General features: G+C 37.0%; 18 protein-coding genes. All 18 read left to right on the top strand.

Annotated elements, in window-relative coordinates; genetic code table 11:
• Nucleotides 1–223 precede the first annotated feature (223 nt).
• The 18 genes from I7822_RS12380 to I7822_RS12465 all read left to right on the top strand — a co-directional run bounded on the left by I7822_RS12380 (nucleotide 224) and on the right by I7822_RS12465 (nucleotide 21,772).
• On the top strand, nucleotides 224–889 hold the full coding sequence (locus I7822_RS12380) for a hypothetical protein (protein WP_207978521.1): 666 nt from the start codon (nucleotides 224–226) through the stop codon (nucleotides 887–889).
• Nucleotides 882–2,588, top strand: a complete 1,707-nt coding sequence (locus I7822_RS12385) for a GMC family oxidoreductase N-terminal domain-containing protein (protein WP_207978523.1) — start codon at nucleotides 882–884, stop codon at nucleotides 2,586–2,588. The genes I7822_RS12380 and I7822_RS12385 overlap by 8 nt, the downstream gene beginning before the upstream one ends.
• Nucleotides 2,589–2,660: 72 nt before the next feature.
• The gene (locus I7822_RS12390; protein WP_207978525.1) at nucleotides 2,661–3,188 is read left to right on the top strand and encodes a DUF3231 family protein; all 528 of its coding nucleotides are present in this window, start codon (nucleotides 2,661–2,663) and stop codon (nucleotides 3,186–3,188) included.
• Nucleotides 3,189–4,115: 927 nt separating this feature from the next.
• Nucleotides 4,116–4,844, top strand: coding sequence for a PadR family transcriptional regulator (locus tag I7822_RS12395; protein ID WP_207978527.1), 729 nt, complete (start codon nucleotides 4,116–4,118; stop codon nucleotides 4,842–4,844).
• 26 nt (nucleotides 4,845–4,870) lie between these two features.
• The gene (locus I7822_RS12400) at nucleotides 4,871–6,613 is read left to right on the top strand and encodes an ABC transporter ATP-binding protein (protein ID WP_207978529.1); all 1,743 of its coding nucleotides are present in this window, start codon (nucleotides 4,871–4,873) and stop codon (nucleotides 6,611–6,613) included.
• Nucleotides 6,614–6,635: 22 nt separating this feature from the next.
• The gene (locus tag I7822_RS12405; protein ID WP_207978803.1) at nucleotides 6,636–8,429 is read left to right on the top strand and encodes an ABC transporter ATP-binding protein; all 1,794 of its coding nucleotides are present in this window, start codon (nucleotides 6,636–6,638) and stop codon (nucleotides 8,427–8,429) included.
• Between the two features lie 131 nt (nucleotides 8,430–8,560).
• Nucleotides 8,561–8,890, top strand: a complete 330-nt coding sequence (locus tag I7822_RS12410) for an antibiotic biosynthesis monooxygenase family protein (RefSeq protein ID WP_207978531.1) — start codon at nucleotides 8,561–8,563, stop codon at nucleotides 8,888–8,890.
• 391 nt (nucleotides 8,891–9,281) lie between these two features.
• A complete protein-coding gene (locus I7822_RS12415; protein ID WP_207978533.1) occupies nucleotides 9,282–10,310 on the top strand; it encodes a LacI family DNA-binding transcriptional regulator in 1,029 nt (342 codons plus the stop codon).
• 339 nt (nucleotides 10,311–10,649) lie between these two features.
• A complete protein-coding gene (locus I7822_RS12420; RefSeq protein ID WP_207978540.1) occupies nucleotides 10,650–11,942 on the top strand; it encodes an ABC transporter substrate-binding protein in 1,293 nt (430 codons plus the stop codon).
• A gap of 100 nt (nucleotides 11,943–12,042) precedes the next feature.
• Nucleotides 12,043–12,969 (top strand): carbohydrate ABC transporter permease, encoded by a 927-nt coding sequence (locus I7822_RS12425; protein WP_207978541.1) that lies wholly within the window; start codon nucleotides 12,043–12,045, stop codon nucleotides 12,967–12,969.
• Nucleotides 12,969–13,799 (top strand): carbohydrate ABC transporter permease, encoded by an 831-nt coding sequence (locus tag I7822_RS12430; RefSeq protein ID WP_207978542.1) that lies wholly within the window; start codon nucleotides 12,969–12,971, stop codon nucleotides 13,797–13,799. Before I7822_RS12425 ends, I7822_RS12430 begins: the two co-directional genes overlap by 1 nt.
• 89 nt (nucleotides 13,800–13,888) lie before the next feature.
• Entirely contained in the window at nucleotides 13,889–15,208 is a 1,320-nt protein-coding gene (locus tag I7822_RS12435) for an alpha-glucosidase/alpha-galactosidase (protein WP_207978543.1), read from the top strand.
• A gap of 234 nt (nucleotides 15,209–15,442) precedes the next feature.
• Nucleotides 15,443–16,699 (top strand): MFS transporter, encoded by a 1,257-nt coding sequence (locus I7822_RS12440; protein WP_207978544.1) that lies wholly within the window; start codon nucleotides 15,443–15,445, stop codon nucleotides 16,697–16,699.
• A gap of 455 nt (nucleotides 16,700–17,154) precedes the next feature.
• A complete protein-coding gene (locus I7822_RS12445; protein WP_243459436.1) occupies nucleotides 17,155–17,826 on the top strand; it encodes a helix-turn-helix transcriptional regulator in 672 nt (223 codons plus the stop codon).
• A 75-nt stretch (nucleotides 17,827–17,901) separates the two neighbouring features.
• On the top strand, nucleotides 17,902–18,945 hold the full coding sequence (locus I7822_RS12450; RefSeq protein WP_207978545.1) for a PTS sugar transporter subunit IIC: 1,044 nt from the start codon (nucleotides 17,902–17,904) through the stop codon (nucleotides 18,943–18,945).
• 22 nt (nucleotides 18,946–18,967) lie between these two features.
• Nucleotides 18,968–19,630, top strand: coding sequence for an L-serine ammonia-lyase, iron-sulfur-dependent subunit beta (gene sdaAB, locus I7822_RS12455; RefSeq protein ID WP_207978546.1), 663 nt, complete (start codon nucleotides 18,968–18,970; stop codon nucleotides 19,628–19,630).
• Between the two features lie 24 nt (nucleotides 19,631–19,654).
• The gene (gene sdaAA / locus I7822_RS12460) at nucleotides 19,655–20,521 is read left to right on the top strand and encodes an L-serine ammonia-lyase, iron-sulfur-dependent, subunit alpha (RefSeq protein WP_207978548.1); all 867 of its coding nucleotides are present in this window, start codon (nucleotides 19,655–19,657) and stop codon (nucleotides 20,519–20,521) included.
• Nucleotides 20,522–20,749: 228 nt separating this feature from the next.
• On the top strand, nucleotides 20,750–21,772 hold the full coding sequence (locus tag I7822_RS12465) for a LacI family DNA-binding transcriptional regulator (RefSeq protein ID WP_207978549.1): 1,023 nt from the start codon (nucleotides 20,750–20,752) through the stop codon (nucleotides 21,770–21,772).
• Nucleotides 21,773–21,830 lie beyond the last annotated feature (58 nt).

The raw sequence follows: 21,830 nt of genomic DNA on the forward strand, positions 1-21,830 counted from the left end.
TGAATATGCATCTAAGTTCTAATTAGTAAGGATAAGCTTGTACTTGGGAGTGGAAAAATCCAGTTACTAGCCATTCAAGTGAAAGGCGAATATAGGTAATGCGAAAGGAATCTAATATTTTCTACTGTGAAAAAATGATCCAACTAACTTCTAGACATAGAAAAATAAACGCAAAAATAAGATTAAGAGGAAGGGTACGTATCTTCAAAGAGGGGGATAGCTTTTGCGAACCGGAGAAGACAATGGTATTTTTGACGTTCAGACAAGGGCAACTTTTCGTGCACTTGTTCAAATGATTATTCAACCTAGAAAGTACATAACTTCAACACTAGGAGCCGTTCAAGTAGAGGATGCACTGCTTGTAAAAGTATATGAATATGTTATTTGGACACTGGATCATTCTTTGGCAAATACATCCAAGCAACAGCTAAACTTAAATAATTCTTCGATGTCAGCTGCTACAGCGGATTTGCTGAATACGGCAGCTGCTTATTTAGTTCAGTCAGGGCGGGCAAAATGTCCTCTAGACGTGAGGGTGTTTACGAAAAGGAATCCGTTTACCTATCTATCTCGAAGTGATCGATTTCGTGTTATTACCTTATTAGAATGCCTTGACATTAATCTTGCAAGTTTGCCAATACCTTATACGAATAACCCTGGACTTATTCGTAATATGATGGATGTACTAAACCAACTCACCCTATTTGGTTATTATTCAGAATGGCCGGCTTATGGAACAACACGTTTTTTACAGCCTGATAACAGACTATTGGAGTATTTTCCAATCGGTTGGTGTCAATCAAACTATCCAGGGGTAGCATTTGGATATCGTGATTTACGAGGATTTTTATTAAAATATCCGCACAAAAGGGGGGATCGAAATGGCTGAACAGGATGTGATTGTGATTGGAGCAGGCGGTGGAGGGGCAGTCATCGCGAAGGAACTTGGAGAGATGGGGTTAAACGTTCTAGTTCTGGAAGCAGGTCCATGGTATGGTAACAAAAAATGGCCAAACCCGAATCAACAACCAGGAGACAAATTCAGCTCTAGTCAAGATGATTTAGATATAAGACTGTACAGACAATCGTTTAACAAGTATGAAGCAAACATGAATGATTTGGTTTCCGGTAGATTACGCTGGGGACCAGCAGATCGCAGTCTTCCACAATGGTTTCGGAAAACTAATCAAAAAGCGCTAATTTGGCAAAATTCTGGTGTAGGGGGAACAACACAAACGTATACAGCTAATTCACCCCGTGCGTTTCCAGAAGCAGTTGATCATGTATGGCCTCTTTCTTATCAAGAATTGGTTCCATATTATGAAAAGGTTGAAGCTATTTTGCCTGTTAATTTTGCCCCCACAACTGCAAAAGAAGACTTATTCTATTATGGGGCGAAACAGGCAGGCTGGAAGCTGATTCCTACTCTAAATGTAACAACCCCTGGGTTTCGTCCGCAGCCTAACGCTATATTGCCTCCCAATAAGAATCTTACTAATCCTACTATACCACTTGAGCAGTTATCATTAATGGAGGGCTGTACACTTGCAGGGCATTGTATAAATGGATGTCCACATGGACCTTCAATGGATAAAATCGCCAAACGTTCAACAAATGTGAGCTACGTTCCGCTTGCGTTAAGTACCGGTAATGTCAGAATAAGACCGAATGCATTTACGATAAAAATCATAACAGAAAATAAAGCTCCTTCAGACTCAAATGCCATTGGAGTAATTGTTCGAGATGTTTGGACTGGAGAGCAGGAAGAATTGCTGGCAGATGCTGTTGTGATGGCTGCAGGATGTATTGAAAGTCCTCGTCTATGGTTAAATTCAGGGTTGCCTAAGAATCCATGGGTAGGAAAAGGCTTGGTTAATCATTATATGGACTGGTTAACAGGTATATTTGATGAAAAGGACTTGGATTTAATTTTAGGAAGCGAAAATGTTGATCCCTTTGTTGGCCACACTTGTGGTGCAAGGTTAGATTATCCTGGACTAGGTTCATTGCAGACTGTTGGGATGAGTCCAGGCTTAACTGCTTCTTTTCATGGAATGAGCGAATTAGGATATAATATTTTACATCCATCTATGCCAAATAGTCATGAGGATTCACAGGGGCGAATTGTTGGATATGAATTGAAAGAATTAATGACTAATTATCGTAGATCATTAAGTATCTTAGTATGTACAGATGATGAAGTGGATCAACGAAATGGAGTTACGGTCGATCCGTTTATTAATGATGAACATGGACCTATTCCTATCGTACAATATAAACCTACTAAACGATCCATTAAGAGACAAAGTGAATTAGCTAAGTTTGCGGCTGATATTCTACGTAAAGCAGGGGCAAAAAAAATAATTAGATCTAATTGGCCTTCAGGTGTTATGATTCATTTGGAAAGCACGATGAGAATGGGCTTTGTTGTTGACCAGAATTGTGAATCATATCAAGTAAAACGATTATACATTGCTGATAACAGTGTACATTTTAACAGCATTGGTGGGCCGAACCCAACCCTTACTACACAGGCGCTTGCTACACGAACAGCGGAAAAGCTTTTCGAGAAATATTTCAATAAGTAGCATTTTTTTATGTCTATTGGAAAACATATCATAAGAACAAATTATATCTTATGTTTGGTGGGATGAATAGACGTGAACTTATTTGAAATGATTCATGATGCATTTGAACCATTTATGGATGATGAAAAGAAGCCATTGAATGTAATGGAAGTGACCAACCTTTGGTTTTTTTTACTTGGAACAGAAACAACGATGAAGAATGAAGAAATTGGCTATAATCTTGCTCAGGATGAAGAATTAAAGCAAATATTATTAGATGTAAAAGAAAATTTACATATACCTATTAAAAAGGAATTAACCGAGTTTCTAAGGAAGGAAGGAGTTCCTTTACCTCAATCAACTCCAGAAAAGCCTATTGGCAAATATCAAAATATTCCAGAGGGAGCTAAATTAAATGATGAGGAAATTGTTAATTTAATGTCATATAATTTGGCAATGGGTGTTACCTATGCGTCAAGAGGACTTACTGAATCAATTCGGTCGGATGTAGGGTTGATCTTTGTGAAAATTATGATGAGAAAAACGATATATGGTTTAAAAGTAAAACGATACTTGGAACAACATGAGTGGCTTCGTATTCCTCCTTACTATAAATCTTAGCGGATTTTTTATATATACTCTGTTAAAGCTCAATATTGATTTTGACACTTTGTTGATTGGAACGTAAACGTGAGACTCCTGCGGGAGTGCTTGTCTAAGGGAAACCCCAAAGGTGCAAAGCACTAAGGAGGCTCCAGGACCGCACGCGGAAAGCGAACGCCTGTAGCGGAAATCAACAACCAAGTTTAACAGAGCCTTTAAATAAAGGGAAATACATTAATAAGTAAAAAACACAGAAGCATAGCTTATTTATTATTGCCATTTCCAATAAAAGTTAAGTATAATATAGAAAATACGTTTTTATAAACTAAAAAGACCGTTGGTGCTGTAACACCAATCGGTCTACAATAGTCGGTTCCTATAAAGGAGTCGGCCAATAAGGTAGAAAAAAATAATCCACCTGAGCCGCTAACTCAAGGGTGGATTATTTTTTTGAGTCAAAAGATAGGATCGCTACGATTAGACTTGCAAACGCAACCGCAAACATCAATGATTCAAAAGTCGTCAAACGGCCTCACCCCCTTTACTAGGAGTGTGCCGACACCCTTGAGAAAACCGATTCTATTGTTCATTAATTGTAACATGATATCAATATGAATGTAGATGAATTAGACAAGTGATGGGCCAAAAGCGATCTATCAATCAAATTGCTATGCTCTCGAAGTAAAGACTTTATCATTTTATATGGCTTTTGAAGCGTCCTTTTCCATTCCTCTTAGATAAATCAGCTAACAAGCAAAACGACAGCGTAGTTATACGCTGTCGTTTTCTTGTTAATATAAGAATTTTACATAACCTAATTAAACAACATCATTAATAAAGGAATGTTTCTATATGTCGAAAAAAATAATCGATATACTTATTGTGGTTTTTCTATATATCGATTAATATTTATCGTAATAGATAAAAATGTATTGGAGGTTCCGTATGACAGTCTTTAAAAAACAAGAAATTCTCACCATTCTTACTTATATAAGCCGTAAAGATATGAATAGGATGGAATTGCTACATATCCTTAGTGACGAAATTCCAACTGTGAATCATGTAATTGATCATTTACTTAATGAAAAATTACTCTGCAATAAGGAAGGAATGTTATCACTATCAGAAGAAGGTTTAAAAAAAGCCCGCCACCTCTATGAAAAACCTCCACACTTAAGAGAAAAAATCAAAACAAAATTCTCAAAACGAAGAGGTCTTATTCAACTAGCAATCCTCCAGCTTCTTAAGGAAGAGCCAAGGCATGGGTATCAGGTAATGAAGCTATTGGAAGAGAGAAGTGATGGTTTTTATACTCCTAGTGCTGGGACTATCTATCCCGCTTTACAAGATTTGCTTGATAAAGGCTTAATTTCAGTTGATGAACAAGCGGATAAAAAGGTGTACACATTAAATCAGGATGGTGTGGAGTTTCTTTCAGACATTATTCATGATGAGGATGATGTTTTTTGGGAGGAATGGCGCATCCGTTTAATGTGGAAGCAATCAAAGGAAGCGGCATTAGTACGGGAAGAGATGGAGAAGTTCCAATTAGAGTTTCAGTTTGCGATGAAGAATGTATTGCATGATCCATCACTTGCACTTGAGCTTGTGTCAATTATTAAAAATGGACGGAATGAGTTGATTAACTGGTCTGAAAAGCAGGCAAGAAAATAACCAAGTAATGATAAGGAGTTTGATAAATGAAATCCATTAGAAAGTTGTTAATATACACAAAGCCCTATAAGCTTTTTATTGTACTTGCACCGTTATTAATGGCGTTAGAGGTAACGATGGATCTCTTACAGCCTTTGATTATGCAAAAAATAATCGATAGCGGAATAGCAAATAATGATATGACATATGTCGTGCAAATGGGGATTTTTATGATTGCTGCTGCTATTATTGGGCTAGCTGGTGGGGTAGGATGTACGATTTATAGTACAAGAGCAGCCGTGAATTTTGCAACAGATATAAGGCGGGATGTATTTAAAAAGGTAGAACATTTTTCAAGTGATAATCGCGATTTGTTCGGCACTGGAAAATTAATTACGATCGTGACGAGTGATATTACATTGGTTCAAACAGCGTTAATGATGACGTTGCGAGTGTTTGTGCGAGGTCCACTTCTTTTTATCGGAAGCATTATTATTGTCTTTTTTCAGGCTCGAGAGCTGTTCCCGCTTTTGTTTTTCCTAATCCCTGTCCTGTTATTTTTCATAATTGTTCTTTCAAGAAAAGCCGGTGTATGGTTTAAACGAGTACAAGAAGGAATCGATCGGCTTAATACAAAGCTACAGGAAAGCATTGCTGGGATAAGAGTTGTAAAAGCGTTTGTGCGTAAAGATTACGAGATTGGTCTGTTTAAGAAGGTAAATGATTCGTTAACGAAAACGACGATGACAGCTGATCAGATTATTACGATTCTGATGCCGATTTTATTATTTGTGATTAATAGTGGAATTGTTATTGCTCTCATACTTGGAGTGATACGTGTGGAGGAAGGATCGATCCAGGTTGGGGTAATCCTTGCATTTATCAACTATTTAAATATTATATTAATGGCGTTAATGTCGAGCAGTATGGTTCTTATGCAATTAATGCGGGCATTCCCATCTGCCGAACGGATTCAACAGGTGTTAGAAACGAAAAATGAGATTGAAAGGTTCGAAGATTTACAGCAAGTTTTTACTGTTAAGGGAAATATAGAGTTTAAGGATGTCTCTTTTTCCTATAGTAAAAATGGTGAACACGTGCTAAAAAATCTCTCTTTTACTGTCGCAAAAGGAGAAAAAATTGGCATAATTGGACCAACGGGAAGCGGGAAAACGACGCTAGCGAAGCTTTTGCCAAGATTGTACGATGTTGGTCAAGGTGAAATTCTCATTGATGGCGTTAATCTGAAGAATATCAAGCTAGAATCCCTTCGTTCAGCGATTGGCTATATTACACAAAAGCCGATCTTATTTTCTGGTAGTATTGAAAGCAATCTTATATATGGTAAAACGTCAGCAACTAATGAAGAGCTTGAAACTGCAGCTAAACATGCTTGTGCTACAGAATTTATTGAGGGATTTGAGGACAATTATGCCCATCAGCTAACACAAGGAGCGACAAACCTGTCAGGTGGACAAAAGCAAAGATTATCGATCGCAAGATCCTTTATTAGAAAACCATCAATCCTTATTTTAGATGATGCTACATCAGCAGTTGATGCTCGTTCAGAGGCAACCATTCTACAAGCCTTGGAATCTGATTATCATAACACAACCACATTTGTGATTGCTTCAAAGATTTCATCGATTATTCATGCAGATAAAATTCTTGTAATGGATGATGGAGAAATTGTTGGCAATGGGACACATCGCCAACTGCTTGAGAACTGTCCTTTATACCAAGAAATTTACAATACACAAGTTGAGAAAGGAGGGGTCGTTGTTGAGTAATCAAACCAATAGTATAGCCAAAATGCAGCAATTAACAGGTGGGGGAGGTCCAAAGGGAAGAATACCTGGTCCACCGGTTAAAACAAAGGATCCGAAAGGTACCTTGCTTCGTGTTTGGAACTATATGGAGAGACAGAAGACTGGTTTGCTGTTATCAACACTTTTTGTCATCCTTTCCTCGTTATTAAGTTTACTAGGTCCTTATTATATTGGGGTGATTATTGACCACTATATTATTCTTAAGGAGGTGTCTGGTACGATCAGAATGGCTTGCTTACTGCTTGGGATTTATTTTATTACATCCCTTTTTACTTGGCTGCAGGCCTATATAATGGTTAATGTTTCACTAAAAACGATAGGTTCCCTTCGTGAGGATTTGTTTACAAAGCTTCAGACACTATCCTTGCATTTTTTTGATCGCCATAAGCATGGGGACCTAATGAGTAGATTCACGAATGATATTGAAAACCTTAATCAAGCATTAAGTCAAAGTGTCATCCAGATCATTTCGTCTATTTTAACTGTTGTAGGTGTGACGATTGCCATGTTTTCCTTGAACTGGGTGTTAGCAATTGTATCCTTAATCACAATTCCCTTGATGCTTTTTGTGACGAAAAAAATCGTTAGCATAAGTAGGAACAACTTTTCAAAACGACAAAAAGATATAGGGGAGCTAAATGGATTTATTGAGGAATCAATTAGTGGTGGAGAGGTTATTACGCTGTTCGGTAAGGAGGATGATACGTTTGCTGAATTTCATGTGATAAATGAACGGCTACGTAAATCTGCGATGCGTGCAGATATGTTTTCAGGAGTTCTTGGTCCATCTAATAACTTTCTTAGCAACTTAGGTTTAGGGCTTGTAATTGGCGTCGGGTCAATTATGGCGTTAAAAGGTATGACAACCGTTGGGATCATTGCTTCATTTGTTACGTATTCACGGCAGTTTTCAAGACCGATTAACCAAATGTCAACCTTACTTAATTCAATGCAAGCTGCATTAGCTGGAGCTGAACGTGTTTTTGAAACGATGGATGAAGTACCTGACTTAAAAGATAAAAAGAATGCTGTTTCTGTAAGCAAGTTTAAAGGGGATATCGAGTTTGTAGATGTTGAATTTAGCTACGACAATGAAAAAAAGATCCTAAAAAATATTGATTTTTCAGCTAGTGCTGGTGAGATGATAGCCTTAGTCGGGCCAACTGGCTCTGGGAAAACAACGATCATTAATTTACTTATGCGCTTTTATGATAGCGATTCAGGTGAAATTCTTATAGATGGCAAAAATAGTAAGGATTATAAACTTAGAGATTTACGAAAAAGAATCGGAATTGTGCTACAAGATCCGTATTTATTTTCTGGAACAGTCATGGAAAATATCCGCTATGGCAGACTAGATGCGACCGATGAAGAAGTTATTCAAGCGGCCAAAACAGCATCTGCTCACGGGTTTATTAAGCATTTTCCAGCGCAATACCACACAATGATTACTGCTGGTGGGTCCAATATAAGCCAAGGGCAAAAGCAACTTCTATCAATCGCAAGAGCCATCCTTGCAGATGCCGATATTCTAATTCTAGATGAGGCAACAGCTAATATCGATACGCGAACAGAGGTTGAAATTCAAAAGGGACTTCGCAATCTGACAAAAGGAAAAACCAGCTTTGTTATCGCTCATCGATTGAGGACAATCGAGCGTGCTGATCAAATATTAGTCATTAAAGATGGGGAATTAATTGAGCAAGGAAACCATGCAGATTTATTAAAGCAACATGGATTTTATTATAATCTTTACGCGAATCAGCTTAGTATCTAGGTTTATAAGAAATTTATTACCTAAAATGAGGGTTTACTGGCCGAACGGGAAGATTTACTAGAGAACAAGAATTGACTTTATAAAATAAGAAAATGACAAACTAAAAATTGAGATTCGAAAGGATGATACAAATGTTTGTAAACACAGCAACCTTTGAAATTGAAAAAGCGTACGAGGAGCGTCTTGTAAATAAGCGAGAAAAAGACAAATCGCAGATAGCCGAGGCGAAAGGAATCCTTTCCTTTGAATGCTGGCGTAGAGAAAACAAAGACACAGTTGAATTTGTCTATGTATCAAAATGGGAATCACAAGATGCCTTCAAAGCATGGATATCAAGAGATGAACATGTGAACGAGCATAAGGAAATGAACAAGCGTAAAAAAGATAATGAGGAAAAAGAGCAAGTGAAAATGAAAAAGACTTTACGGGCATTTGAGCTTTATGATAGCTCGGATAATTAAATGAATGTTGAGGTAGACGGTGTTGCTTTGAGTGCAATGCCGTTTTTTATTATAGGATGAAATTTAAATATTTGTTTTCTTAAAATAGAAAGATTAACAAAAAGGAAAAACTTTAGTAAATTAATAGATTGTTATTTCTTAAGTAATTAGGAAAAATAGGAGAGGTATTCCGGAAAAAGTTTACTAATGTTTTCTGAAATCGCCCTATCCTAATCAATATATTACTATAAAACTCATATTTTATAAGGGTGTTCTAATTATTTAAATTATTAAAAAATATGTTGAAAGCGCTTTTAAAATCTGGTAACCTTTAAATATCAAGTAAATATTTAGTGAAAAAACACATGGCGTTGCCTTTAAATAATTCAAATGTAGTGAGGTAGTTCAAAATATGACAACAATCAAAGATATTGCAGCAAATGCGAATGTCTCGAGTTCAACGGTATCTAGGGTATTAAATAATGATCCGACGATATCAGTAACTCCTGAAACGAGAGATCGGATTTTAGAGGTCTCAAAGCAATTGGGTTATAAAACGGTTAAGAAGCGAAAGACTGAACAAAAGCTTACGCAATCAAATAGCCCGAGGATTGGAATTTTTTTAGCGCATACCCTTGAGGAACAAGAAGATGGTGTGGATGATCCTTATTTTACTTCCATTAGGCAGGGTGTAGAGAGTGAGTGTCTCAATAGAGGAATTTTCACCAACAAGGTTATGCGTTTATCTGATGAACATCAAGAGCAGATAATTGACGACATCGATGGGTTGATTGTGATTGGTGGTATGGATATTAATGTGATGCACTTAGTAAGAAAATGTTCAGACAATATTGTATTTGTTAATTGTTCTCCTGATGAGGATAAGTTTGATTCGGTTGTCATTGATTTCGAAAAAGCGACGACCAGCGCTTTAAAGCACTTATTAGACCAAGGCTTTAAAAAAATTGGTTATATCGGCGGGAAAGAGAGATTTACGGATCAGGTAATTGAGGATAAGCGGCATACTACTTTTGTGAAAATATTGAAATCAGAGGGGTTTTACAACGAAGATCACGTTTTTATTGGCGAATATACAATGACACACGGATACGAGTTAATGAAAACGATCATTAAAAAGGGAAATCTTCCTGAGGCGTTTTTTATTGGGAGTGATTCTATGTCAATCGGGGCTATGCGTGCTTTGCGTGAGGCAAACTTGAAAGTTCCTGAGGATATCGCGATTGCAAGCTTTAATGATGTTCAAATGGCGAGATTTGCAAGCACGCCATTGACAACAGTTAAGGTTTATACCGAGCAAATGGGGCGTATAAGTGTTCAATTGCTATTAGATCGCATCACAGGTCGTGAATTACCACTTAAGGTAACGGTCCCTACTAAGTTAATTGTTCGTGATAGTTCAGGCGTAAAAGAGAAAAGTTAACATTAAAACCTTTTTAGGAGGTGATGCCAGGTATTGAAAAAGTGTCATTTTACTAGTAAGTAAGAGGGGGATCCTGTCAACAAAAAAAGAGATCAAAAAGTCATAGTGTTCGAGAAAGTCAATTTTGCAGAATTGAGTTTGCTCTAAACCGAACACCTAAGACTCTTTCATCTCAAACAAACCCTCCCTTTTCAGTAGGGAGAAAGATCTAGAAATATATTATAAAATATGCTTCTTTTAATAGCAAAATTAATGCTTTTTTTACTTACATCATTGCTTTTGCTACAACAAGGGGAATTTTAGTTCATTCATCATTTAAATTGAATGTGGGGGAAGAAAATGAAGAAGTTATTAAGTATGTTTATATTTGTTATCGCTTTCACTGTTTTGGTCGCTGGTTGCTCCAGAGCGGGGTCAAATGAAAGTGCATCAAATGAATCTGATTCAAATGAAGCATCTGAAAATGGTCAGGTAACCTTGTCCTTTTTCTCATCCATGTCTAATGAAGGCGAGAAAAAGGCAATGGAAAGTGTTGTTGCAAAGTTTGAAGAAGAAAATCCTAATATAAAGATTGATTTAAACCTACCTGGCGGAGGCTATGAGGATATGCTCCGTGTCAAAATGGCAGCGAATGATATGCCAGATTTATTTGATACACATGGCTGGTCACAGCTTCGCTATGGAGAATATGTAGCTGACCAAAAGGATATGGATTGGGTGAAGAACCTTGATCCAGCGTTAGACCAAATACTTAAAGATGAAACTGGAAAAGTATATGCTTTCCCAATTAACCAAGCAAAAGATGGGATTAGCTACAATGTAAATGTGCTTGAAGAGTATGGAATCAAACCGCCAACAACATTAGACGAGTTCGTGGCAGCTTTAGAAACTGTTAAAGAAAAAAGCAATGGTGAAGTAACGCCTTTATGGATTCCTGGTGGTGATAACTGGACAATCGCTCAAATCTTTGACGAATTAGCAACACCTTTAGTAATTACAGATGCTGAAAATAGTCATGGAGATCAGTTGGTGGATGGATCGTTTGACTGGACACTTTATACACCTCTGGCTGAAAAAATGAAGGAAATTCAAGACAAAGGCTTGATCAATGAAGATGTGTTAACAGCAAAGCTGCAGCAAGCAACAGAGTTAATTGCACAAGATAAAATTGCTTTCACATTTGTAGCTGGTTCACTTGGACCAGATGCGACAGAATTAAACCCTGATGCAAAGATAGGGACAATGCCTGTTCCGGCGATTCATGAAGGAGATAAACAAAGCTGGATTGGTGGAGAACGTCATACTATCGCGCTTTGGAAGGATACAAAACACCCAGAAGAAGCAAAACGTTTTATAGATTTCATGGCTCAACCTGAAAACATAAAAATAATGGCAGAAGGAACTTCTGCACCAGATGCATTAACAAATGTTGAGGCTGAAAACTATTTCTCTGAGTACTACAAAGAATACGAGGATATTAAAGTTCAACCATATTTTGACCGTGTGTATTTACCGAGTGGTATGTGGGATGTTATGGCGACAACGGGTCAGGAATTACTTGCAGGTAGCTTAACACCTGAACAGCTTTCGAAGAAAATGGAAGAAGAGTATAACCGTTTAAGAAGTCAGTAACTTCGTTGAAAGACTGAGGTTATTTTATAAAGGGAGCAGATAATCGTTTCTGCTCCTCTCCTTAAAATAACTTCATATGGTCTATATGAGGAGTGGAAATATGAGCGAACTAGCCACAAAAACTGAGCACTCAGTATCGAAGAAAATAAAGAAGCTAAAAGGTAATAATCAATCATCCCTTTGGTGGATGTACCTACCAAGTTTAGTTATCGTTTTTCTGTTTATTGTCTATCCGTTTTTCAATGGAGTTCAATTATCCTTTACGAACTGGAATGGCTTTTCACAAGATTATGATTGGGTTGGCATCGAGCAATACAAAAGACTGTTTTCTGATCCAACAACATGGCTTGTTGTGAAGAATACATTGCTTTACGGAATCGGTAGTACAATTCTTCAAAATGTTATTGGTTTACTATACGCCTTGCTTTTAAATCAAAGCATTAAATTTAAAGCTATTACACGTACTGTCATTTATTTGCCGGTTATTATTAGCCCATTGATTATGGGGTACATTTGGTACTTCTTCTTCGCTTTCCAAGGTGGAGCACTTAATGATGCGTTGCAATTTTTTGGATTTGAAAAAATCAATGCATTAGGAAATCCTGAGTTAAATACGTGGATTATTGTCTTCGTTAATACGTACCAATACGTAGGGGTTGCGATGATTATCTATTTAGCTGGCTTACAAAGTATTTCAAAGGATTATTATGAAGCCGCACAAATTGATGGGGCCACAGCATTGCAACAATTTAAAAATATTACAATCCCATTATTAATGCCATCAATCACAATCAATATGGTAATCAATATTATTGGAGGCTTGAAATTATTTGATGTTATTGTTGCATTAACAGGTGGAGGACCAGGAAATGCGTCACAATCAATGTCTACGTTTATGTATGATCTCTATTTTAAAAGACAGGATGCCGGATACGCTGCAACACAAGGTGTATTTATGGCAATCATTATCCTTATTTTAAGCTTATCTGCTCTCGTTTACTTTAAACGGAAGGAGGTTGAAGCATAATGGAAGGTCTCAATAAAAGGAATAAAAGTTTATTCACTGGTGTCTCAATGCTTATCTTATTGTTTCATATTATACCGTTCTATATTTTGGTTACAACTGCGTTAAAAACGAAGGGTGATTTTAGCTCGAAATGGGTTTTTCCAGAGAAGATTACCTTTGGAAACTTTAGTGATGCATGGGAAATGGCTAATTTAGGATCATCCTTTTTTAATACTACTGTCATCACGGTATTCTCAGCAATTCTATTAATCTTTTTTGGCTCATTGGCTGCATATCCAATGGCACGTCGTCAAACAACTTTAAACAAATTCTTTTATTTCGTGTTTATTGCCATCATGATCATCCCTCCGTTAACAGCTTTAGTACCATTGTACAAATTGGTTGTTAATATTGGCATGATGAACACATATGATGTAGCGGTATTAAATAATGTTGCTGCATATATGCCTTTGACCATCTTCTTATATGCAGGATTTATTCGCTCTACAATTCCGAAAGAGTTGGAAGAAGCAGCGAAAATCGATGGTGCTAGTACAATAGGAACCTTTTTTCGCATTGTGTTTCCATTGCTAAAGCCTGTCACAGCTTCAATTTTAATCATTTCCTGTGTATACATTTGGAATGATTACCAATTTGCGATTTTCTTCTTGCAGGATAAATCGATGCATACGATCACTGTCTCACTAGCTAGTTTCTTTGGGACAAATCAAAACAACCTAAATCTCGTGGCGGCTGCTTCCATCTTAGCAATGCTACCAATGACTGTCTTGTTCTTATTCTTACAAAAGTACTTTATTGCAGGTTTATCAGCAGGATCTGTGAAAGGGTAAACGTGCTATTACTTATAGTATTTGTTTTGTAAAGATTATCGTGTAGTAGATTAAACTAAAAAATGTTTTTGTAGAAAGGGAGAAAACGAATGTCAAAAATCACTTTTATCGGAGCGGGTAGCACAGTTTTTGCAAAAAATGTATTAGGAGATTGTATGTTTGTTCCTGCATTAGCGGGGTTTGAATTTGCTCTTTTCGATATCGATGAGCAGCGTTTAAAGGATTCAGAAAATATGTTGAATAATTTAAAAAATAATTACAACTGCAACATCACGATTAAATCCTACTCTGATCGTAAAGAAGCGTTACGCGAAGCGAAATATGTGATCAATGCAATTCAGGTTGGTGGCTATAAGCCAAGTACAGTAATTGATTTTGAAATTCCTAAAAAATACGGCTTACAGCAAACAATTGCAGACACAACGGGAATTGGCGGGATTTTTAGAGCGCTTCGTACAATCCCAGTTATGTTGGATTTTGCAAAGGATATCGAAGAGGTTTGCCCAGATGCTTTATTCTTAAATTACACAAATCCGATGGCGGCTCTTACTGGAGCTATGCTCCGCTATACAAATGTGAAAACAATTGGCTTATGCCATAGTGTTCAAATTTGTACAGAGCATTTGTTTAGAGATTTAGAAATGGACCATGTAGGAATTGAAGAACGAATCGCTGGAATTAATCATATGGCGTGGTTATTAGAGGTGAAACGAGACGGAAAGGATCTCTATCCAGAAATCAAACGCCGGGCAAAGGAAAAACAAAAAACAAAGCATGATGATATGGTACGATACGAATTAATGGATAAGTTCGGTTACTATATCACAGAGTCATCTGAGCATAATGCAGAATACCATCCATATTTCATCAAGAAAAACTATCCAGAGTTAATTGAAAGATTCAATATTCCGCTTGATGAATACCCACGTCGCTGTGTTTCTCAAATTGAGAGATGGGAAACGATGCGTGAAGAAATGGTTAACAACAGTCAATTAACCCATACTCGTTCACATGAATATGGTTCACGCATTATCGAGGCAATGGAAACAAATGTTCCATTTAAATTTGGCGGAAATCTCTTAAATACAGGTCGCTTAATTAGTAATCTACCAGAAAATGCGGTTGTCGAGGTACCGTGTGTCGTTGATCGTAACGGGATTATGCCAACTTACATTGGCGATCTACCAGAGCAATTAGCAGCTCTAAATAGAACAAATATCAATACACAGCTATTAACCATCGAAGCAGCGATTACAGGAAAACGAGAGCATGTATACCAAGCTGCAATGTTAGATCCACACACAAGCGCAGAACTATCAATGGACGACATCATCGCAATGTGTGACGAACTAATCGAAGCACATGGTGAATGGTTACCACAGTTTGTGAATAGTAAAGTAGAAGTTTAATAAATTTTGGGGACAGTCCCTCACCACTTTAAAGCTTTAAAACAGTGGGGGACTGTCCCCGTTTTTTAAACGGTCATTTTCTTCAGCAAATTTCAAGGATTCCTAGTATACTATTAAATAGTAAGAAATTGGATGAAGGGATGAGAAAAATGCGTTTACTTAAACATCAGCGTATTGTATCACAGAATAATGACATTGCTTACAAAAAACATCTAATAGGTAGGTCTACATAAAATGAATATTGAAACAGTACAACAAGTTCGTCCTAAGAAAAAGTACATACCACTTCCTTTTCTTGTAATCTTTATCGGTTATTTAGTTTTCGGATTCTCAGAGAATATTAAGGGTCCTGCAATTCCGCGTATACAGACTGATTTTGCAATTGATGAATTACAGATTGGTATGCTTTTAGCCTTTAATTCTCTTGGGTTTTTACTCGCTTGTAGTTTTACTGGGGTATTAACATCAAGGTATGGGATAAAACTATCTAGTCTTTTGGCGTTTGGTTCTATGGCAGCAGCTGGACTATTTATTTATTATTCTAGTCATTATTTTACGTTTTCGCTTTCCTATTTCTTTATGTATATAGGGAATGGGATGCTTGAAATTGCGTTAGCGATCTTAGCAGCGCGTGTTTTTACGAAGAATACAGGATTTATGATGAATCTATCACATTTCTTTTATGGATTAAGCTCCACTGTTGCCCCAATTATGGCAACTGGATTAATGGGGATGCATGTTTTTGGAGATGAATTAGGGTGGCGTGGGATGTATGTCCTTATGCTCTCCTTATGTCTTATTCCGATGATCCCGACTATTTTCAGTAAATTCCCAGAGAATAACGCGACAGTAGAAGAAAGGATTCCGTTAAAAGTGTATATTAAGGATCCTGCTGCTTGGTTCATTATTATCATCCTTTCTTTAGGGGTTATTGCAGAGTTATCGATGGCAGGTTGGCTTGTTAATTTCTTGGAAAAATCCTATCATTGGAGCTCAACTGCTTCGTCAGCAATGTTATCTGTATTTTTTCTTTGCTTTATGCTAGGGAGACTTTTATTAGGAGTGATTACAGATAAAATTGGTTTTATGACATCACTCATCATTTTTTCTGCGATTGCAGGAATTGCTACGATTCTTGCCACTTTGATTGGATCGTCTGGAGTATGGTTATTTGCTCTCGCTGGTATTGGTATTGCGCCGATCTACCCAACAGTCATGGCGTTATTAGCAAAGCGCTACCCAAATGGAATTGATGCTGCGATTTCATTTACAGTTACCTTAATGGGAATTGCGGTTGTAATAGGTAATTTTTTGATCGGAGCGATAATCGACTTTTTCAAGGAATGGTTCAGTAGCCTCCATGGTGCGGAAATCGGCTTAACACGTGGATTTCAAGCAGGGTTTCTTTTTATCGGATTATGTGCGCTGCTTTGTTCGGTAGCGAGTGTTATATTGTATCGATATTTGCAGAGAAAAAACGAAGTGATCTAAGTAGGTACATGCTTAAAACTTATATAAGTAGTCTAAAATCTCAATGATTTTAGGCTGTTTTTTTATTTGATGCTAAAGGCTAGTTTCAATAAACAATCCAATTAAGAAGCGACGAATGAAAATTTAGGTGCTAATGAAGGGAAAGAGGAACTAGTTAAATAGTGAAATAAATATTGTGAAAAAGGTTGATTGTTTTTTTAGAAAAGTAATGTTAATTAACATTGGTGTAATAGGGAAAAGTAACATAGCGTTAAATAGTTTATTTGTTATGAAAATTTAGATTATTATTGCTGTTTTAATTGAATTTTACAAATTTTTAATAGCTGTTAAAATTTTATTTTAATCATGCATTTATTATGTTAAGATACTTTTGTGCATAAGAGGTAGATAGCTTTTCTTTCCTTTTATTTTTTATTCTTTCTGAAAGCGATTACATAGTAAAGGAGTGTTTGAGTTTGAGTGATCATAATAAACCAATATTTGATCTGGCAATTCGGACAGCTGATATGCTAGTGAAAATGTATGGTACAAGATGTGAAGTGGCTGTTCACGATTTTAAGGATTTAAAAAAATCACTCATTTATTTAGCGGGTAATGTGACTGGAAGAAAGATTGGGTCACCGATAACCGATTTAGTCCTAAAGGAATTAGCGAAACCAGAAGAGGTAATCAAGGATATTCCTAATTATAAAACCCAGACAACAAAAGGTCAGATTATGAAGTCGTCAACCGTTTTCTTACGGGATCATGAGGAAAAGCCGATTGGTGCTCTCTGTATTAACTACGATATTAGCCTTTTTGTCCAGTTCGGTGGTGAAATTGAGGAATTTATTCATTTTGACACTAATGAGACAACAACAGAAAGTTTCTTTTCTACCGTTCAAGATGTCATTCATGGCATGGTAGATGAAGTTCTGCTTGGCTTTAAAAAGGCTCCATCGAGTATGACGATCGATGAAAAAGTTGATTGTGTCCGGATTCTTGACAAAAAAGGGACGTTCTTGATTAAAGGTGCCACGGAATATGTTGCACACGCCCTAGGTGTATCAAAGTTTACAGTCTACAATTATCTTCAAAAAATAAGAATGATCAATGACTATCAACTTGGAGAAGCTGAAAAGGCTTAAAAATTTAATCCTTAAATAAGCGTATTCACTAAAAAAATATAGATTGCAAGAATACAATATAGAGGAGAGAGACACATGGAAATTTTAAAAGGAACTGTTTTATTATTGCTTGTTTTAGCTTTTTTTACATTATTCAGCTACAAAGCTCCTAAAGGTATGAAAGCGATGGGAGCACTTGCAAATGCAGCGGTTGCAGCATTTTTAGTCGAAGCATTTCAATTATATGTAGGTGGAGATTTATTAGGAATTGAATTTCTTGGTGAGGTAGGAACTGCTGCTGGCGGTATGGGAGGTGTAGCTGCAGCAGCACTTGTTGCGCTTGCTTTGGGTGTTTCTCCTGTGTATGCTTTATTACTTGGCGTTTCTTGTGCAGGAATGGGATTATTACCTGGTTTTATTGCAGGCTATCTCGTAGCCTTCCTAGTGAAAATTATTGAAAAGAAAATGCCAGCCGGATTAGATCTTATTGTAACGATACTTGTTGCAGCACCACTTGTTCGTTTAATTGCTAAGTATATGAGTCCTGTTGTAGATGCGACCTTGCTTAATATCGGAGGAATTATTGCAGAGACAGCAAATAGTAATCCAATTTTAATGGGGATTATTTTAGGCGGAGTTATCACAGTTGTAGCAACAGCACCTTTAAGCTCAATGGCATTAACTGCAATGCTCGGATTAACAGGCCTACCAATGGCAATTGGGGCATTGGCAGTATTCGGTTCTTCATTTATGAATTATGTTTTATTTGATCGTTTGAAATTTGGAAATAGAAGAACGACGATTTCTGTAGCGATTGAACCTTTAACACAGGCGAATATCATTTCTGCAAATCCAATCCCGATTTATGTGACAAATTTCATCGGTGGTGCAGCTGCAGGTATCGTTGTTGCGTTAGCTGGATTAATTAACAATGCACCAGGGACGGCAACTCCGATTGCTGGACTAGCAGTTATGTACGGATTTAATGATCCTTTAAAAGTAACCATAACTGCATTAATTTGTGCAACGGTTGGTGCGCTTAGCGGATTCCTTGGTTCAATTATTTTCAAAAACTTTAAGATTCGTACATTGGCTGAATTGACTAAAGAAGAATCACAACCTGTACGAGAGGTAGCATAAATTACAAAAGGGTGATAAAGAAATGAAATATAGATCAGCTTTTGATATTATCGGTCCTGTTATGATTGGCCCTTCAAGTTCACATACAGCTGGGGCAGCTCGGATTGGTCGTGTTGCAAGAACATTATTCGGAAAAGAACCGAAAAAAGCAGTAATTTCTTTATATGGATCGTTTGCGAAAACCTATAAAGGCCATGGAACAGATGTAGCTATCGTTGGTGGATTACTGGATTTTGATACTTTTGATGAACGAATTCCACAGTCTATCCAATTAGCGGAACAAGCAGGAATCGAAATCGAGTTTATTGTTGAAAATCTAGTGACTGACCATCCAAATACAGTCAGAATTCGCTTGTTTAATGATGAAAAAGAACTCGATGTCGTAGGCATTTCGATCGGTGGTGGAACGATTGAAATAACTGAATTAAATTCCTTTAAGCTTAAATTGTCAGGAGAATATCCAGCCATACTCGTCGTTCATCAAGATCGATATGGTGTAATTTCAGGTGTGACAAATATTTTAGCAAAGTATCAATTAAATATTGGACATATGGAAGTATCTCGGAAAGAAAAAGGCAATATGGCAATGATGGTGATCGAAGTTGATCAAAAAATTGAAGACATCGTTATTCAGGAAATTGAGAGTTTACCCAATATTACTCAGACAATCAGAATGGTCGAGTAATTATGGGGAACAGGGAGGTTTAGTATGTTTAGAAACGTAGCAGAGCTTGTCGCGCTTGCTGAAAGCAAACAAGTGAAAATAGCAGAAGTGATGATCCAACAAGAAATCGAGGTTACGGGTCTTACTAGAGAAGAAATAATAGAAAAAATGGATCGAAATCTAACTGTCATGGAGCAGGCGATTGAACGAGGTCTAAAAGGTGTCCAATCTTTCTCAGGACTTACAGGTGGAGATGCTGTATTATTGCAAAATTATATAAAAAGTGGGAAATCTTTAACTGGAACTATTTTGTTAGATGCAGTAAGCAAGGCGGTAGCAACGAACGAGGTTAACGCTGCGATGGGAACGATCTGTGCAACACCTACAGCTGGCTCAGCAGGAGTGGTACCAGGCACATTATTCGCTGTGAAGGAAAAGTTAAACCCAACTCGTATGGAAATGATTGAATTCTTGTTTACATCGGCAGCATTCGGATTTGTCGTAGCAAATAATGCTTCCATCTCAGGTGCAGCTGGTGGCTGTCAGGCTGAAGTGGGTTCGGCAAGTGGAATGGCAGCTGCTGCAATCGTTGAACTTGCTGGTGGAACACCTGCACAATCTGCAGAAGCAATGGCCATTACACTGAAAAACATGCTCGGTCTAGTATGTGACCCTGTTGCTGGTTTAGTTGAGGTGCCATGTGTCAAACGTAATGCAATGGGTGCCTCAAACGCAATGACTGCAGCCGATATGGCATTAGCGGGCATTAAAAGTAAAATCCCTTGTGATGAAGTCATCAATGCAATGTATTTAATTGGACAATCCATGCCATCTGCCCTAAGAGAAACAGCAGAAGGCGGCCTAGCTGCAACACCTACAGGCAAACGACTCGAAAAAGAAATATTCGGATAATCCCTTTTAATGATGTAGAAGATGGATATCAAATCATAAATAAAAGGATATTTATTATAAATATGAGGGATAGCTGATTGTTAGGGAACTTTTTTCTAGTACATCTGGTATGTGCCATTCCACATACAGATAATCGATTTGAACTTGTTGTAATGCCTATTAAACTTATATAATGGAGAATATGAACAATAAGGACTAATCGATTTCTAGGAAAGGGGGTTGAGTGCGTTGGCGGTTACAATAAAAGATGTGGCAAAAGTAGCAAACGTTACACCTTCAACAGTTTCAAGGGTCATTTCCAACAGCCCAAGAATAAGTGAAAAGACAAAAAGGAAAGTTCGTAAGGCAATGGAGGAACTTGGATATTTTCCAAACTTTAAAGCAAGAAGTCTAGCAAATAGATCGACTCAAACAATTGGTTTAGTAATGCCTAATTCAACAGATAAGGTATTTCAAAATCCATTTTTCCCTGAAGTTATTCGTGGAATTAGTAAAATTGCACATAGTATGGAATATGCTTTACATATATCTACAGGAGAAACAGAGGAAGAGATATATGAAGGTCTTGTCCGTATGGTACAAAGTGGTAGGGTAGATGGCGTTATTTTACTTTATTCTCGAATCAACGACAATGTTATGTCTTATTTAGAGGAAAAAAAATTCCCATATACAATAATAGGGAAACCGTATATTAATAGTGATGGAATCTCACATGTTGATAATGATAATTTTAGTGCTGCCAAAGAAGTAACCAAGTACTTATTGAAGCTTGGGCACAAAAGAATTGGATTTGTTGCTGGTTGCTTGAATTTAATGGTTACTTTAGAACGAAAACGTGGATATGAATCAGCACTATTAAATGCAGATATAACAATTAACAATGATTATATTGTTCATGAAGAGTTTCTAAGAGAAGGTGGGCAAGAGGCTATTTCGGAATTATTATCTCTAAAAGAACCTCCTACAGCTTTAGTGGTAGCAGATGATTTAATGGCATTTGGCATGCTCAATACATTGGATGAAATGGGTCTTAGAGTACCTGACGATATATCAATCATTAGCTTTAATAACCTCTTATTATCAGAGGTATCACGTCCGCCTCTAACCTCAGTAGATATAAATATTTATAATTTAGGTTTACAATCCGCAAAATGCTTGATTGAAAAAATTAAACAACCTGATGAACCAGCTAAGCGAATTATTATTCCTTATAAGGTGATTGAAAGAAACTCCTGTAAAAAATTGAGTTAAATGATTTAGAATTGAGAGCAAAAAGACAGATAAGTAGAAACTCTGTCTTTTTGCTTTA

The organism is Metabacillus bambusae (assembly GCF_017497975.1).
GTDB lineage: Bacteria > Bacillota > Bacilli > Bacillales > Bacillaceae > Metabacillus > Metabacillus bambusae.

Excerpts from the sequence above, each read along its gene's own strand:
- I7822_RS12385 (WP_207978523.1), top strand. The coding sequence starts at position 882 with ATGGCTGAACAGGATGTGATTGTGATTGGAGCAGGCGGTGGAGGGGCA.
- I7822_RS12395 (WP_207978527.1), top strand. The coding sequence starts at position 4,116 with ATGACAGTCTTTAAAAAACAAGAAATTCTCACCATTCTTACTTATATA.
- I7822_RS12400 (WP_207978529.1), top strand. The coding sequence starts at position 4,871 with ATGAAATCCATTAGAAAGTTGTTAATATACACAAAGCCCTATAAGCTT.
- I7822_RS12405 (WP_207978803.1), top strand. The coding sequence starts at position 6,636 with ATGCAGCAATTAACAGGTGGGGGAGGTCCAAAGGGAAGAATACCTGGT.
- I7822_RS12410 (WP_207978531.1), top strand. The coding sequence starts at position 8,561 with ATGTTTGTAAACACAGCAACCTTTGAAATTGAAAAAGCGTACGAGGAG.
- I7822_RS12415 (WP_207978533.1), top strand. The coding sequence starts at position 9,282 with ATGACAACAATCAAAGATATTGCAGCAAATGCGAATGTCTCGAGTTCA.
- I7822_RS12420 (WP_207978540.1), top strand. The coding sequence starts at position 10,650 with ATGAAGAAGTTATTAAGTATGTTTATATTTGTTATCGCTTTCACTGTT.
- I7822_RS12425 (WP_207978541.1), top strand. The coding sequence starts at position 12,043 with ATGAGCGAACTAGCCACAAAAACTGAGCACTCAGTATCGAAGAAAATA.
- I7822_RS12430 (WP_207978542.1), top strand. The coding sequence starts at position 12,969 with ATGGAAGGTCTCAATAAAAGGAATAAAAGTTTATTCACTGGTGTCTCA.
- I7822_RS12435 (WP_207978543.1), top strand. The coding sequence starts at position 13,889 with ATGTCAAAAATCACTTTTATCGGAGCGGGTAGCACAGTTTTTGCAAAA.
- I7822_RS12440 (WP_207978544.1), top strand. The coding sequence starts at position 15,443 with ATGAATATTGAAACAGTACAACAAGTTCGTCCTAAGAAAAAGTACATA.
- I7822_RS12450 (WP_207978545.1), top strand. The coding sequence starts at position 17,902 with ATGGAAATTTTAAAAGGAACTGTTTTATTATTGCTTGTTTTAGCTTTT.
- sdaAB (WP_207978546.1), top strand. The coding sequence starts at position 18,968 with ATGAAATATAGATCAGCTTTTGATATTATCGGTCCTGTTATGATTGGC.
- sdaAA (WP_207978548.1), top strand. The coding sequence starts at position 19,655 with ATGTTTAGAAACGTAGCAGAGCTTGTCGCGCTTGCTGAAAGCAAACAA.